At 54.6% G+C, this 13,440-nt stretch carries 11 protein-coding genes; 8 read left to right on the forward strand and 3 right to left on the reverse strand.

Annotation, left to right across the window (positions count from 1 at the left end; genetic code table 11):
- Positions 1-54: 54 nt before the first annotated feature.
- From AMM48_RS18415 to AMM48_RS18435, 5 genes are read left to right on the forward strand one after another with little or no spacing between them, the layout of a single operon-like run.
- A complete protein-coding gene (locus tag AMM48_RS18415) occupies positions 55-1,002 on the forward strand; it encodes an ABC transporter permease (protein WP_102785306.1) in 948 nt (315 codons plus the stop codon).
- Positions 999-2,948, forward strand: coding sequence for a dipeptide/oligopeptide/nickel ABC transporter permease/ATP-binding protein (locus AMM48_RS18420; RefSeq protein WP_102785254.1), 1,950 nt, complete (start codon positions 999-1,001; stop codon positions 2,946-2,948). The genes AMM48_RS18415 and AMM48_RS18420 overlap by 4 nt, the downstream gene beginning before the upstream one ends.
- Positions 2,941-3,942 (forward strand): oligopeptide/dipeptide ABC transporter ATP-binding protein, encoded by a 1,002-nt coding sequence (locus AMM48_RS18425; RefSeq protein ID WP_102785255.1) that lies wholly within the window; start codon positions 2,941-2,943, stop codon positions 3,940-3,942. Before AMM48_RS18420 ends, AMM48_RS18425 begins: the two co-directional genes overlap by 8 nt.
- A gap of 55 nt (positions 3,943-3,997) precedes the next feature.
- Complete coding sequence (locus AMM48_RS18430; protein ID WP_102785256.1) at positions 3,998-4,867, forward strand: FCD domain-containing protein; 870 nt, start codon at positions 3,998-4,000, stop codon at positions 4,865-4,867.
- Between the two features lie 43 nt (positions 4,868-4,910).
- Positions 4,911-5,975: an osmoprotectant NAGGN system M42 family peptidase gene (locus tag AMM48_RS18435; RefSeq protein ID WP_102785257.1), complete on the forward strand. Its 1,065-nt coding sequence runs from the start codon at positions 4,911-4,913 to the stop codon at positions 5,973-5,975.
- On the opposite strand, the gene AMM48_RS18440 is transcribed toward AMM48_RS18435, so the two are convergent.
- Positions 5,966-6,382, reverse strand: a complete 417-nt coding sequence (locus AMM48_RS18440) for an acyl-CoA thioesterase (RefSeq protein WP_102785258.1) — start codon at positions 6,380-6,382, stop codon at positions 5,966-5,968. The two genes, AMM48_RS18435 and AMM48_RS18440, sit on opposite strands and share 10 nt — an antisense overlap.
- A gap of 529 nt (positions 6,383-6,911) precedes the next feature.
- On the opposite strand from AMM48_RS18440, the gene AMM48_RS18445 reads away from it, so the two are divergent.
- From AMM48_RS18445 to AMM48_RS18455, 3 genes are read left to right on the forward strand one after another with little or no spacing between them, the layout of a single operon-like run.
- Positions 6,912-8,273 carry an NAD(P)-dependent oxidoreductase gene (locus tag AMM48_RS18445; RefSeq protein WP_102785259.1) on the forward strand — a complete coding sequence of 454 codons (1,362 nt, stop codon included), beginning with the start codon at positions 6,912-6,914 and terminating at the stop codon, positions 8,271-8,273.
- A 22-nt stretch (positions 8,274-8,295) separates the two neighbouring features.
- The gene (gene preA, locus AMM48_RS18450; protein ID WP_102785260.1) at positions 8,296-9,573 is read left to right on the forward strand and encodes an NAD-dependent dihydropyrimidine dehydrogenase subunit PreA; all 1,278 of its coding nucleotides are present in this window, start codon (positions 8,296-8,298) and stop codon (positions 9,571-9,573) included.
- Between the two features lie 47 nt (positions 9,574-9,620).
- Positions 9,621-10,898 (forward strand): Zn-dependent hydrolase, encoded by a 1,278-nt coding sequence (locus AMM48_RS18455; RefSeq protein ID WP_102785261.1) that lies wholly within the window; start codon positions 9,621-9,623, stop codon positions 10,896-10,898.
- A 97-nt stretch (positions 10,899-10,995) separates the two neighbouring features.
- Here AMM48_RS18455 and AMM48_RS18460 read toward each other — a convergent pair whose 3' ends face one another.
- Entirely contained in the window at positions 10,996-12,507 is a 1,512-nt protein-coding gene (locus AMM48_RS18460; protein ID WP_102785262.1) for an alkaline phosphatase D family protein, read from the reverse strand.
- A gap of 191 nt (positions 12,508-12,698) precedes the next feature.
- Positions 12,699-13,403 (reverse strand): transporter substrate-binding domain-containing protein, encoded by a 705-nt coding sequence (locus tag AMM48_RS18465; protein WP_244271300.1) that lies wholly within the window; start codon positions 13,401-13,403, stop codon positions 12,699-12,701.
- Between the last annotated feature and the right edge of the window lie 37 nt (positions 13,404-13,440).

Below are 13,440 nucleotides of genomic sequence, written 5' to 3' on the forward strand. Positions count from 1 at the left end.
GCAATGCGTGCCCCGGCATTTCTATTTCCCGCACATAACCAGACGAGCCGCGCCATGCACGTCTATATCCTGCGTCGATTGATCCTGATGATCCCGGTTTTACTGGGGCTGACTGTGATCGTTTTTTTGATTATGTCGCTGATCCCCGGTGATCCGGCGCTGGCGATCCTTGGATCCTATGCCACGCCGGAAAATGTCGCGAAATTGCGCGCCGATCTTGGTCTGGACAAAACCATGATCGAACAATACTGGATCTGGCTGACCAATATGGTTCAGGGCGATTTCGGGCGGTCTTACAGCCTCAATCGTCCGGTTCTTGATGAAATCCTTGAACGGTTCGGGGCAACCCTGATCTTGGCGGGAACGTCGCTTGTGCTGTGTACGATTTTTGGTCTGTTGACCGGGGTTGTCTCGGCCGTGCGTCAATATGGCTGGGCGGACAAAACACTGACCTTTGCGGTTTTGATCGGGATTTCCATTCCAAGTTTCTGGCTTGGTCTGTTGTTGATGATGTTTTTTGCCGTTGAATTGCGGTGGCTGCCAGTTAGTGGCATGTACGCCATTTACGGCGGTGGTGATCTGCCCGATTTGATCCGGCATCTGATTTTGCCATCGGTCACCTTGGCCGTGGTGGCGACCGGGATTATTGCCCGACTGACACGGTCCAACATGCTTGAAGTGCTGCGTCAGGATTTCATCCGCACGGCACGGGCCAAGGGGCTTGATGAAAACCGGGTGATTTATCGCCACGCGTTCAAGGCGGCACTGGTCAATGTCATTCCGGTGATCGGGGTTCAGGCGGGCTTTGTTCTGGGCGGGGCGGTCTATATTGAAACCGTGTTCCAGTGGCCCGGTATTGGCCGCATGCTGGTCAATGCGATTTCAACGCGCGATATCCTGCTCGTACAGGGCGGGGTGGTTCTGGTTGCGGGCAGTTACGTTCTGTTTAACCTGTTTGCTGATGTCATCCAGCATCTGCTTGATCCAAGGGTGAAGGCATGACCAGTACCGCCGTGACAGGCCCAAATTCAAATCCTCATACCAATGCAAAAAAGCGATCCGCGCGCCCCTCGGCGTTCAAGCTTTTGGCGCGCAACCAGCTTGCCCTGATGGGGGCGGTGATTTTGGCGTTGGTGGTTTTAATAGTTATTATAACACCGATCCTGCCGCTGCCCGATCCGGATGCCACGGATCCGGCACAGCGTTTGTTGCGGCCCCTTGCCGACGGGCATTTCCTGGGCACCGATCATCTGGGCCGCGATTTGCTGTCCCGGTTAATTTGGGGCACGCGGGTCAGCCTGGCGGTCGGGATTTCGGCGTCCCTTGTTGCTGCGCTGTTTGGTTCGGCCATCGGGATTATTTCGGGCTATTTTGGCGGGCGTACCGATAATATCATGATGCGCGGCATTGATATGCTGATGGCGTTCCCTTACATCCTGCTGGCTTTGGCGATTGTTGCTGCCCTTGGTCCGGGGTTGATGAATGCGCTTTATGCGATTGCGGTGGTCAATATTCCGTTCTTTGCCCGTAACATCCGCGGTGTGACCGTCGGGATTGCGCACCGCGAATTTGTCGATGCGGCCAAACTTTCGGGCAAAGGACATATCCGCATCATCCTGACCGAAATTCTGCCCAATGTGATGCCGGTGATTGTGATTACGATCTCGACCACGGTCGGTTGGATGATCCTTGAAACGGCGGGGTTAAGCTTCCTTGGTCTGGGCGCACAGCCGCCACAGGCCGACCTTGGGTCGATGCTGGGCGAAGGGCGGAAACTGATCACGACCGCGATGCATCTGTCGGCCATTCCCGGTGCGATGATCTTTGTTCTGGTGATGAGCATCAATTTGCTCGGTGATGGCATTCGCGATGTGCTCGACCCGCGTTTGAAATCGGGTGCATTGGCACGTCCGGCACCACTGACCCGTATTGACCGGACGGACGAGGGGGCAGGCACAACTTATTCCGATGACACGGTTCTGGCGGTCGATGAGTTGCGCACCGAATTTGTTCTGGGCGATGACAGCTATAAGGCGGTCGGCGGGGTCAGTTTCCATGTAGGCAAAAACGAATGCGTTGGTCTGGTCGGGGAGTCTGGTTCAGGCAAATCGGTTACCGCATTGTCGCTTTTGGGGCTGGTTGCCTCACCACCCGGCACGATTGTTGGCGGACGGGTGATGTTTGATGGCAAAGATGTCTATGGCATGTCGGAAGATGACGTGCGCGACATTCGCGGCGGTAAAGCGGCCTATGTTTTTCAGGACCCGTTATCGACCCTGCATCCGCTGTTTTCCATCGGGGATCAACTGGTCGAAGCCATTCGGGCGCATAATGCTGTTAGCTATAAGGATGCGTGGGCCAAGGCGGTTGAGTTGCTTGGTATGGTGCGCATTCCCAATCCGAAAAGCCGGGCCGACAACTATCCCCATCAATTGTCGGGCGGGATGCGTCAACGGGTTGGCATTGCCATGGCGCTGGCCAATGAACCGCGCCTGATCATTGCCGATGAGCCGACCACAGCCCTTGATGTGACGGTACAGGCGCAGATTTTGAAATTGATGAACAATCTGCGCAATGATCACGGCACGTCGGTTTTGTTCATCACCCATGATTTTGGCGTGGTATCGGAAATCTGTGACCGGGTGGCGGTGATGTATGCCGGACGGATTGTTGAAATGGGCACGACCGAGCAAGTGCTTCATCATCCGGCCCATCCCTATACCAAGCGTTTGATTGATTGTGTGCCGCGTTTGGGCGAACCCGACCGCCGCACATCGGCCATTCCGGGATTGCCGCCAGCGGTTAATAATCTGCCTGCCGGATGTGCCTTTGCCGATCGTTGTGACCGGGTCGAGGACGCATGTCGGGTTGGCTCAATTGCCTTTGATGATCTTGGCGAAGGCCATGGTGTGCGCTGTATCAAACCGATGGAGGGTGCAGATGTCTGATGCGACTCATGTTTCTGATGTCGTCTTGCAAACCCGCGATCTGGTGCGGACCTTTGGCGGTGGCCGGACTCTGTTTGGCGGGCAAAAGCCAACCGTCTATGCCGTGCGTGGCATTGATGTCGCGGTGCGTAAGGGGGAAACCCTTGGCATTGTCGGGGAATCAGGGTGCGGAAAATCGACATTGGCCCGGATGCTGGTCGGGCTGGATCGCCCGACAGAGGGCAATATCACCCTGACCGGATCGGATATGAACGATCTGATTGCGCGTGATCGTCATGCGTTGTCACGGCGCATTCAATATGTGTTTCAGGATCCGATCAGTTCGCTTAATCCGCGCAAATTGATCCGTGAGACCCTTGCTGCGCCGTTACGTTATTTGCGCGGACTGTCAGGGGATGCGTTAAATCAGCGCATGGCTGAGCTGATGGATGCGGTTAATCTGCGCTCGGAATTTCTGGATCGTTACCCGCATGAGTTTTCTGGCGGGCAGGCGCAGCGGGTTGGCATTGCGCGGGCGTTGGCCGCAGAACCGGAAATCATTGTTCTGGATGAACCGGTGTCGGCACTCGATGTGTCGGTTCAAGCACAGGTGCTGAACCTTTTGGCCGATCTTAAAAAGAAATTTGGCCTGACATATGTTTTCATCAGCCATGATTTATCCGTGGTCGAAGCGGTTAGTGAACGGGTGGCCGTGATGTATTTCGGGCGCGTCGTCGAACAGGCAAAAGGCCGTGCGCTGTTTGACAAACCCCGGCACCCCTATACCCGCTTGTTGCTTGATAGCGCGCCGGTGCCGGGCAAACGCGGGTTGACGGTTGAGGATGCCAGTGCCGAATTGCCCGATCCATTGGCACCGCCGCCCGGATGTGCCTTTGCGCCGCGCTGTCCGCGTGCGCAGGATGACTGCGTTGCCAAGGTGCCCGATGCGCATTATGGCCTCGAAAATCATGATGCGGCATGTTTTCATCCGCTCAATCCGGTGACATCGGCATAAAATAAACTAATATGTGCCCGACACATAATCTTCAGGGCGCGACAGGAAAAACAGGATGACCAAAAACCCGATCAAGGGTCCGGCAAAGGATATCGAACTTGTGACGCGGCCGCGCAAACGCGACCGTAAACGGCCCGATATCATTGCCGATGCGCTGAAAGATTACATCGCGCAAAAGGGCCTGCGCCCCGGTTCACGATTGCCACAGGAAGCCGATTTGATCGCCCTTCTTGGTGCGTCAAAAGGCACGGTGCGTGAAGCGCTGAAATCCATGGAAACGCAGGGGATCATCACCACCCGTACCGGTCCGGGGGGCGGGGCGTTTATCGACAGCGTGTCCGAGGGGCGTGCGGTTGAGCTTTTGTCGAATTACTTCTTTTTCAAGAACCTTTCGATCCGCGATATCTATGAATTGCGCATTCTGCTGGAACCGGAAATGGCCGCGGCCTGCATCGGGCACTTGTCCGAGGATGATTTTCAGCGTCTTGAAGAAGTGATGACCTGGTATGCAAGCCACCCGCAATCAATCGAAGAAGCCCGGCGCCAACGCCATAAGGAACTTGAATTTCATCTGGTGCTGGTCGAGCTGTGCCCCAATCCGCTGTTATCGTTTTTCTGCCGGTTCATGATTGATCTTTTGATGAATTTGACCGTGTGCAAAAAGATCTATGATCAGCCCAATACCGAATTGCGCGAAACGGGCCGTAATTATCAATTCCGTCTGATCGAAGCCCTGCGCAACGGGGATGGCGAAACCGCACGTGCGGTGACCTATCAGCACATGTGCGCGGCCCAGCGTTTGATGGAAGAACAGGAAGCGGTGGTTGAAAACCGGTTTTTGCGCGTAGGCAATATTGATCTGCCGCGCGATTTACCGCCCAGTGCCGAACTACGCGCCCTTTCGGGTATCGCCACCAAACACTAAGTCTTCTCTACGCTCTCTCAACACGCCATTCAGGACGATTATCATGACAGCTCCCCATATCGACCGCCAATATCTGAGTGCTGTTCTGGCGAAGCTTCTGACGATTGATAGTCCGACGGGCATGACCGACGGGGCGGTGGCATTTGTCTGCGATGAATTGCGCGACATGGGGATTGCGTTTGAGCTGACCCGACGTGGTGCCATCCGGGCCGATTTGCCCGGCGCACGCAAAAGCCCGGATCGGGCGGTGGCGGTGCATCTTGATACCCTTGGCGCCATGGTCAAACAGATCAAGGATAATGGCCGCCTGGAAGTCACCATGATTGGTCATTGGTCGTCGCGCTTTGCCGAAGGTGCGCGGGTGACGGTCTATGCCGATGGCGGCAAGACGTTTCGGGGCACGATCCTGACCATCAAGGCATCGGGGCATACCTATAACACCGAAATTGAAAGTCAGCCGGTAACGTGGGAACAGCTTGAACTGCGTCTGGATGCCCGCATTGCCAATGGTGATGACGTGCGTGCCCTTGGCGTTCATGTCGGCGATATGGTGGCAATTGATACCAATGCCGAATTTACCGACAGCGGCTTTGTCGTGTCGCGCCATCTTGACGACAAGGCCGGGGTGGCCGCCGTGCTTGCGGCTGTGCGTGCCGTGGTCAACGGGCAGGCGTCCTTGCCGGTTGAGTGCCATGTCCTGTTTACCATTGCCGAGGAAGTCGGCCTTGGCGCACCCCATATCCTGCACGACGATATTGCCGAACTGGTCGCGGTTGATAACGGCACCTTTGCACCAGGGCAGAACACCAGCGAGTTTGGTGTGACGATTGCGATGAAGGATATGTCAGGCCCGTTTGACCGCAAGCTAAACCGTCATTTACTGGGTCTATGTGAAACAAACGGCATCGAGCATTCCCGCGATGTGTTTAAATTTTATCGCAGTGACGTCGCATCCGCGCTTGAAGCCGGGTACGACACACGGGCGTCCCTTATTTGTTTTGGGCTGGATGCATCGCACGGGCATGAACGCGCCCATATCGACAGTTTTGTCGCGGTGGGTGAATTGCTAGTGGCCTATTTGCAAAGCCCGCCGATTGATCAGGCCTGATCGTCGGCCTTGGGATCAAGCGGGCGGGGCTGGCCATGTTCGTCAAGGGCGACAAAGGTAAACACCCCTTCGGTGACTTTCTGGGACGTTTCTTCAAACCGCGTTTGACGCCAGGCTTCGACATTGATGCGAAGCGACGTGCGGCCCACATGGGTGATATCGGTAAAAATCGATACTTCATCCCCGACATGGACAGGGCGCAGGAACGACATGCTGTCGACAAACACGGTCGCGGTACGCCCACCTGCACGCCGTGCGGCAGCTGTTCCCGCTGCGAGGTCCATTTGCGACATCAGCCACCCGCCAAAGATATCCCCTGTCGGGTTGGTGTCGGCAGGCATGGCAACGGCACGGACCGACGGTTGCCGGTCGGGCGGGGTGTGCGTTGCATCATCTTGGTGTGTCATTAAAGCGTTCCGAAGTGGACATAACCCATATGACGTTACTGTAATTGATCGCGTGATAGCCAGTAAAAATATCGCCAAATCAGCGGGATGACCCAACTTAGGCGGGCTGACTATGGTGGGGAACGAACGGTGTAGATCGCCGGTTTTCGGGGAAATTTCAGGTGTTTTCGGGGCCAAACAAGAATTCGCATTTTTAATCTTGACCAAATGATCAGGATTGGACATGCTGTATCTGTCAGAGAGAGGCATCTGCACGCGTACTCAACCGGGGATAAACCCGAAAACATAAAGACGCGGCAGATCAAATACTGGGAAACAGTCCGGCGAATGTCGGACGGATACGCCAAGAATGTCCGTACGTGAAGATCAACAGTTGGTCGGGCCCGCCCGTCCGCGTAACGCCATAAATCCATCCTGATCCCGCTTTTGGGGTCATCATTTTGGCTGTTGGTCGATCCGTATTTGCATTCTTGTTTTGTCTCTCGATGACGTCAGGAGAGGACGCCTTTTAGGCAGGGAGACAAAACACATGACCATCTTGCAGGCCAAGCAAGCCCAGAAATCCGGTGCGAACCACAGTGTTGCAGACAGCCACACCGATGACGGTTTTTCCGATCTGCATCCGGCGTATTCCACCCTACAGGCCATGGCAGAAAGCAATCGCTGCCTGTATTGCTATGACGCGCCATGTGTCACCGCATGCCCGACATCAATCGATATTCCAAGCTTCATCCGCAAAATCAGCACAGCCAATCCCGACGGTGCGGCCAAAACCATTTTGTCGGCCAACATCATGGGCGGCACCTGTGCCCGTGCATGCCCGACCGAGGTTCTGTGTGAAGAAGCCTGCGTACGCAATGTCGCCGAAGACACCGCGGTTGAAATCGGAAGCCTGCAACGCTTTGCCGTTGATCATTTAATGGCGCGTGATTTGCCCCATCCGTTCAAACGGGCGGCTGAAACCGGCAAACAGATTGCCATTATCGGTGCTGGTCCCGCCGGACTATCGTGCGCGCACCGGGCCGCCATGCTGGGCCACGATGTGACGGTGTTTGAAGCCAAGGCAAAGCCGGGCGGCCTTAATGAATATGGTTTGGCTGCCTATAAGATGACCGATGATTTTGCCCAGCGCGAAGTTGAATTCTTGCTCGGTATTGGCGGCATTCGCATTGAATATGGCAAGGCGCTTGGCACGGACATCAACCTTCAGGCACTCAAAGATTCCTATGACGCGGTGTTTGTTGGTGTTGGCCTTGGATCAACCAATAATCTTGGGCTTAAGGGCGAAGAATTCCCCGGTGTGGATGACGCGATCAAATTCATCGAGCAATTGCGTCAGACCGAACCAAAATCCGACATGCCGGTTGGCAATAACGTCATCGTCATTGGTGGGGGCAATACGGCAATTGATGCTGCTGTTCAGGCCAAGCGCCTTGGTGCAGCGGAAGTCACCCTTGTGTATCGTCGTGGGCCTGAAAACATGTCAGCGACCGAGTTTGAACAGGATTTGGCCAAAACCAACGGTGTTGTTGTGCGCTACTGGGCCAAGCCCGTCGCGATCAAGGCCAATGGCAAGCTTATGGGCATGTCGTTTGAGAAAACCGACCTTGACGCCAATGGCAAGCTGGTCGGGACGGGGGAAACATTCGAGGTTCCCGCCGATCAGATTTTAAAAGCCATCGGACAAAAAATCAAAACCGATGACCTTGCCGGGATGGAGATATCCGGCGGCAAAATCATTGTCGATGACACCTATCAAACGACCGCGCCCGGCGTCTTTGCCGGTGGGGATTGCATCAAAAGTGGCGAAGACCTGACCGTGCAATCGGTCGAGGACGGCAAACAGGCCGCGATTGCCATCGATGCATTTTTGAAAACCGCCAGCGCATAACGCCAGCACAGGGAGAGAGAACATGGCTGATCTAAGCTGTAAAATTGCCGGGATCGATTCACTAAACCCGTTCTGGCTGGCGTCCGCACCGCCGACGGATAAGAAATACAACGTCGTGCGTGCCTTTGAAGCAGGCTGGGGCGGAGTTGTCTGGAAAACCTTGGGCATTGATCCGCCCGTGATCAACGTATCGTCGCGCTATGGCGCGCATCATGATCAAAACCGCCGTCTTTTGGGCATTAACAATATTGAACTGATTTCCGACCGCCCGCTCGCGGTGAACCTTCAGGAAATCCGTGAATGCCGCAAAGAATACCCCGATCACGTCATCATCGGATCAATGATGGCCCCGATTGAGGAACGTGTGTGGAAGGACCTTGCCCAGCAGATCGCCGAAAGCGGGGTGCACGGGATTGAGCTTAACCTTGGTTGCCCGCACGGCATGTGCGAACGCGGCATGGGCTCTGCCATTGGGCAGGTGCCCGAAATGGTCGAACAGGTCACCCGCTGGGTTAAGGACAGCGTTGATATTCCGGTCTTTACCAAACTGACGCCAAACATCACCAACATCCTGTGGTCGGCCGAGGCCGCCTATAAGGGCGGGGCGGATGCGGTGTCATTGATTAACACTGTTAACTCGATCATTTCGGTTGATATCGACAATATGATCCCCGAGCCGGTTGTCGATGGCAAAGGGACGCATGGCGGTTATTGCGGGTCGGCGGTTAAGCCGATTGCGCTGAATATGATTGCCGAAATTGCCCGGACACCGGAAACCAAGAACCTTGAGATTTCCGGCATTGGCGGCATCACCACATGGAAAGATGCGGTCGAATTCATGGCGCTTGGGTCCAACGCGGTTCAGGTCTGTACCGCTGCGATGATCTATGGCTTCCGCGTGGTTGACGATCTGATTGATGGCATGAGCCAGTGGATGGACGACAAGGGCTATACCAGTGTCGAACAGTTCACCCGTGCGGCCGTCCCGCAGGTTGCCGACTGGAACGAGCTTAACATGAACTACGATACCAAGGCGGTGATCAACACCGATAACTGTATCGAATGTGGCCGGTGCCATATCGCGTGCGAAGACACATCCCATCAGGCGATTACCATGACCGACAAGCCCGAAGGCGGGCGAGTGTTTGAGGTGGTCGACGAGGAATGTGTTGGCTGTAACCTGTGTTACCACATCTGCCCGGTCCCTGATTGTATCACCATGGAACCGGTCAAAACCGACAAGCCGCCAATGACATGGCCCGAACATCCGCTTAACCCGATGCGGGCCGCGGCGGAATAATCCATCAGGCCACCAGCGCCACGTGACTAAGGAAGAAGGACTAGATAATGACCGTTCAACCCAGTGTACGTAACCTGTCGATTGATGGTGATCGCCTTTGGGACAGCCTGATGGAAATGGCCAAAATCGGCAAAACAGCAAAGGATGGCGTGTGTCGTCTGGCGCTGACCGATCTGGACCGGGAAAGCCGTGATTTGTTCATCAAATGGTGCGAAGCCGAAGGCTGTTCGATCCGTGTCGACCAGATGGGCAATATCTTTGCCCGTCGCGAAGGCAAAAATCCCGATCTGCCGCCGGTTGTCATCGGAAGTCACCTTGATAGCCAGCCCACGGGCGGGAAATATGATGGTGTGTATGGCGTGCTTTCGGGGCTTGAGGTGATCCGGACCCTCAATGAAGCCAAATACGAAACCGAGGCCCCGATTGAAGTAGTGTCATGGACCAACGAAGAAGGATCGCGCTTTGCCCCGGCGATGGTGTCATCGGGCGTCTTTGCCAAGGTATTTGATCTTGAATACGGGCATGGCCGGGCCGATGTCGATGGCAAAACCATGGGCGAGGAACTTAAACGTATCGGCTATTTAGGGCCGGATGAACCGACCATTGATGCCCATCCGATGGGGGCCTATTTCGAAGCCCATATCGAACAGGGCCCGATCCTTGAAGACGAAGGCAAGGACATTGGCATTGTTACCGATGCCCAAGGCCAGCGCTGGTACGAAATCAAATTCATCGGTGTCGAGGCCCACGCCGGACCGACCCCGATGAAAACGCGCAAGGATGCGCTTTTGGGTGCTGCGCGGGTGGTTGATCTGGTTAATAAAATCGGTCTGGACCGGTCGCCTTTGGCCTGTGCGACGGTGGGGATGATGCAAATCCACCCCAATTCGCGCAACGTCATTCCCGGCGAGGTTTCCTTTACGGTCGATTTCCGTCACCCCGATGATGCGGTACTGTCAGACATGGACAAGGCTCTGCGCGAAGGTGTGGAAAAAATAGCCAAAGACATCGGGCTTGAAAGCGCATTGGACAATATTTTCTATTACGCGCCGATCCCGTTTGATGCGTCCTGTGTTGATGCGGTGCGTAAGGGGGCCGAACTTGGTGGTTTCTCGGCGCGGGAAATCGTCTCGGGGGCCGGGCACGATGCGTGCTATTTGGCCCAGGTTTGCCCAACCGCGATGATCTTTATCCCGTGTGTCGATGGCATTTCCCATAACGAAATCGAAGAAGTCCATAAACACTGGTCCGATGCCGGTGGGCAGGTTCTTTTAAGTGCGGTTTTGGCCAAGGCCGATGAAACGGTGATGGCAAAATCCGACTGAGTTTCGGACGGACAATAACGGGACGGCTGACCATGCAGCTGTCCTTGCGGGCGGGCTGGTTATCCAGTCCGCCCGTTTTCTATTCCGGGGATGACAATCAAACGGGGAATTCGTTTTCCACCGGATGGATGACCTTGGTAAAGGGTTCGTCTTCGTTTTCAGCAATCCAGTGCGCCCAATAGCGCGGGCGGGCCCGGCTTGTGTCGGGCTCAAGGCTAAGGAAATTGCGGGCGCCAACAAACTTGGTGTTGGTGCCGGGGAATGTGCCCATCCGCGATATGATCGACGGATCGATTTCCTTTTCGTTATCAAGCAAATGGGTCAGGGCAAACAGCACCATCTTGCCCGGTGCCGGATGGACAATTGCCGATGAAATCAGCTGATTAATCACCCGCGTCTGACCAATGTATTCGGTCCGGTTGTTTTCAAGCATGCCAAAGGCCGCGACATGAACATCGCCCGACAGGATCGTCACCCGGATGCCGGTTTCCTGAATTTTAAACAGGCGATGGACCATGCGGCTGCGTTCGCCCTTATGGCTTCGGCTGCTCCAATGGTCTTGTAAATCGTCTTCAAGTTCCTGTTGGCCGGGTACGGCTCCGAGCAAGGTTTCAAGCACATTAAAGTCGGGATAGACGACCGGGATGCTCGACATCACAAACAGATGGTCGATGTCGGAAAGGCTGGAAAGCCAGTCATATATCTTGTCCCAGTGATCGGGCGATAAGACCTGTCTTTGGGTGCGTTCGGACCGCATATCAACAGACAGGATCGCTGTACTGCCGACAATGTGCCCAACCGAAAATCCATGATCAGGGGCCAGATAGAAGGCAGGTTTTTCGGTTTCGGGGGATAGATGTTGCTGAAAAACGCCAAACGCATGGGTGGCGATTTTGCCGATGCCCTGAAACACATCACAATTCTGGCGTTCGGGCGGATAGGAGCCCCAGCCATCGAAAATATCATGATCGTCCCACATCGAAATTGCCGGAACGGTCGCCATCATTTGCGCGACTTCGGGCTGGGCCCAGCGTTCGGTATAAAGATCGAAATAGAATTTTTCGAGTTGGCTTTTCATCGGTTTGGTGACGGTCGCCTTGTTGGCCTTGGTATTGGGTAAGGCGTTCCATGTCTTGATACTGGGGACCACTTCCCAAACGGAATCGGCATAGACCTGATCCCCGCCCAAAAGCATCAGATGATAGGGGGCTTGATCATGACGTCCGGCCATCTCAAGCCACATCTTGTTTTTAACCTCGACCCCCTTCATCACCTTTTGCGATGAAAACCCGTTACAGGATGCATAGGCCATGTTTGGTGCTTGGCCGCGGGGTGGTAGATGAACATCAAAATAGGTGTCTTCCGACGGGCTATACGTCAGTGTGGTCGGGGTGTCTGAAAGTGGGGCGTCAAAAGAAAAACTGTACGCCGCCCGGTCGCCAAGCTGCCAAACAAGCGTTGCGCTGGCAGGGGGCACATGGACATCGCCGATAAAGAAAAGATCGCCGGGTGGCCCGTTTTTGGTCACCATCAATGCACTGAATTTCCAGCGGTTTGTTGCTGCGTCATAACCGCGAAATGACAGCACCGGTCCCATCAGGATTTTCATCGTGCCCGCCCCTTTGTTTTGATTTTATGCCCGCTTTGGGTCGCCAATATATTGCAATTTAAAGTGGATTTGAACGCCCGTTATAAAGCTATTTCTCAGTGGCGTCGGCAAATTTGGAAATTTGGACAAGGGGGACCAAATGATGAATGGGCAGTGCCGAAATAATATCATCTGAAGGAACGTGTGATGCGTTAGCTGTCTGAGGGCGTCTCATTCATAACGCCGCGAAGGTGGCCGGTTGTCCATCTTTCAAGTGTGCCGTCTTCTTTCAACCTTTTGATCAGCAGATTAATTTCGGCAATATGCTGTGCGCAGGGACTTTGGCGCGAAAACATCAGCAACACTTCGTTGCGGGCCAGTGGGGGCTCTGCCGGTTCAATTACGTCCTCAAGATGGTTTTTATACAGGTTGGTCAGTCCGTCATAGCGGCCCAGTATCACATAATCGGCACGGCCATTGATCAGAACATCGAAAATTCTGTTTCCTGTCGGGGAATAGATCATATCAAGGCTGGTTTCGGCGTAATGATCTATGTAATCGCCATAACTGCCACCTTGCGGACGAGCGCCACGATAGCCGATCAAATCATAAATGTTGTTCATTGGAAAACGGTTCTGGCGATGTTGGAAAACCATGACATCGTCAAAGGCGAATGGCGCACTATAGGTGTAAATGCGGTTGCGTTCCTTGGTGAAATACGCACCTGCAATGACGTCAAGCTCACCCTTACCCAGCATTTGGATCGATCGTGACCAGGGAATATCAAGCATGAGGTCAAGGTGGATGCCATGTCGCGCGGCATATTCATCAAGGATGTCGATGGCAAGGCCCAACTGCCGGCCATTCTCGTCGATATAGGTGATCGGTTCCCAGCCTTCAGCACCGCCAACAGACATGGTTTCGCATCCCTGCATCGCAACAGAATGTGTCGTT

Origin of the sequence: Thalassospira sp. GB04J01 (assembly GCF_000751115.1) — a bacterium.
GTDB lineage: Bacteria > Pseudomonadota > Alphaproteobacteria > Rhodospirillales > Thalassospiraceae > Thalassospira > Thalassospira lucentensis.

Bases quoted from the DNA above. Each gene is read 5' to 3' on its own strand.
- AMM48_RS18425 (WP_102785255.1), top strand. From the start codon at position 2,941: ATGTCTGATGCGACTCATGTTTCTGATGTCGTCTTGCAAACCCGCGAT.
- AMM48_RS18445 (WP_102785259.1), top strand. From the start codon at position 6,912: ATGACCATCTTGCAGGCCAAGCAAGCCCAGAAATCCGGTGCGAACCAC.
- AMM48_RS18420 (WP_102785254.1), top strand. From the start codon at position 999: ATGACCAGTACCGCCGTGACAGGCCCAAATTCAAATCCTCATACCAAT.
- AMM48_RS18455 (WP_102785261.1), top strand. From the start codon at position 9,621: ATGACCGTTCAACCCAGTGTACGTAACCTGTCGATTGATGGTGATCGC.
- AMM48_RS18440 (WP_102785258.1), bottom strand. From the start codon at position 6,382: ATGACACACCAAGATGATGCAACGCACACCCCGCCCGACCGGCAACCG.
- preA (WP_102785260.1), top strand. From the start codon at position 8,296: ATGGCTGATCTAAGCTGTAAAATTGCCGGGATCGATTCACTAAACCCG.
- AMM48_RS18430 (WP_102785256.1), top strand. From the start codon at position 3,998: ATGACCAAAAACCCGATCAAGGGTCCGGCAAAGGATATCGAACTTGTG.
- AMM48_RS18460 (WP_102785262.1), bottom strand. From the start codon at position 12,507: ATGAAAATCCTGATGGGACCGGTGCTGTCATTTCGCGGTTATGACGCA.
- AMM48_RS18465 (WP_244271300.1), bottom strand. From the start codon at position 13,403: ATGTCTGTTGGCGGTGCTGAAGGCTGGGAACCGATCACCTATATCGAC.
- AMM48_RS18435 (WP_102785257.1), top strand. From the start codon at position 4,911: ATGACAGCTCCCCATATCGACCGCCAATATCTGAGTGCTGTTCTGGCG.
- AMM48_RS18415 (WP_102785306.1), top strand. From the start codon at position 55: ATGCACGTCTATATCCTGCGTCGATTGATCCTGATGATCCCGGTTTTA.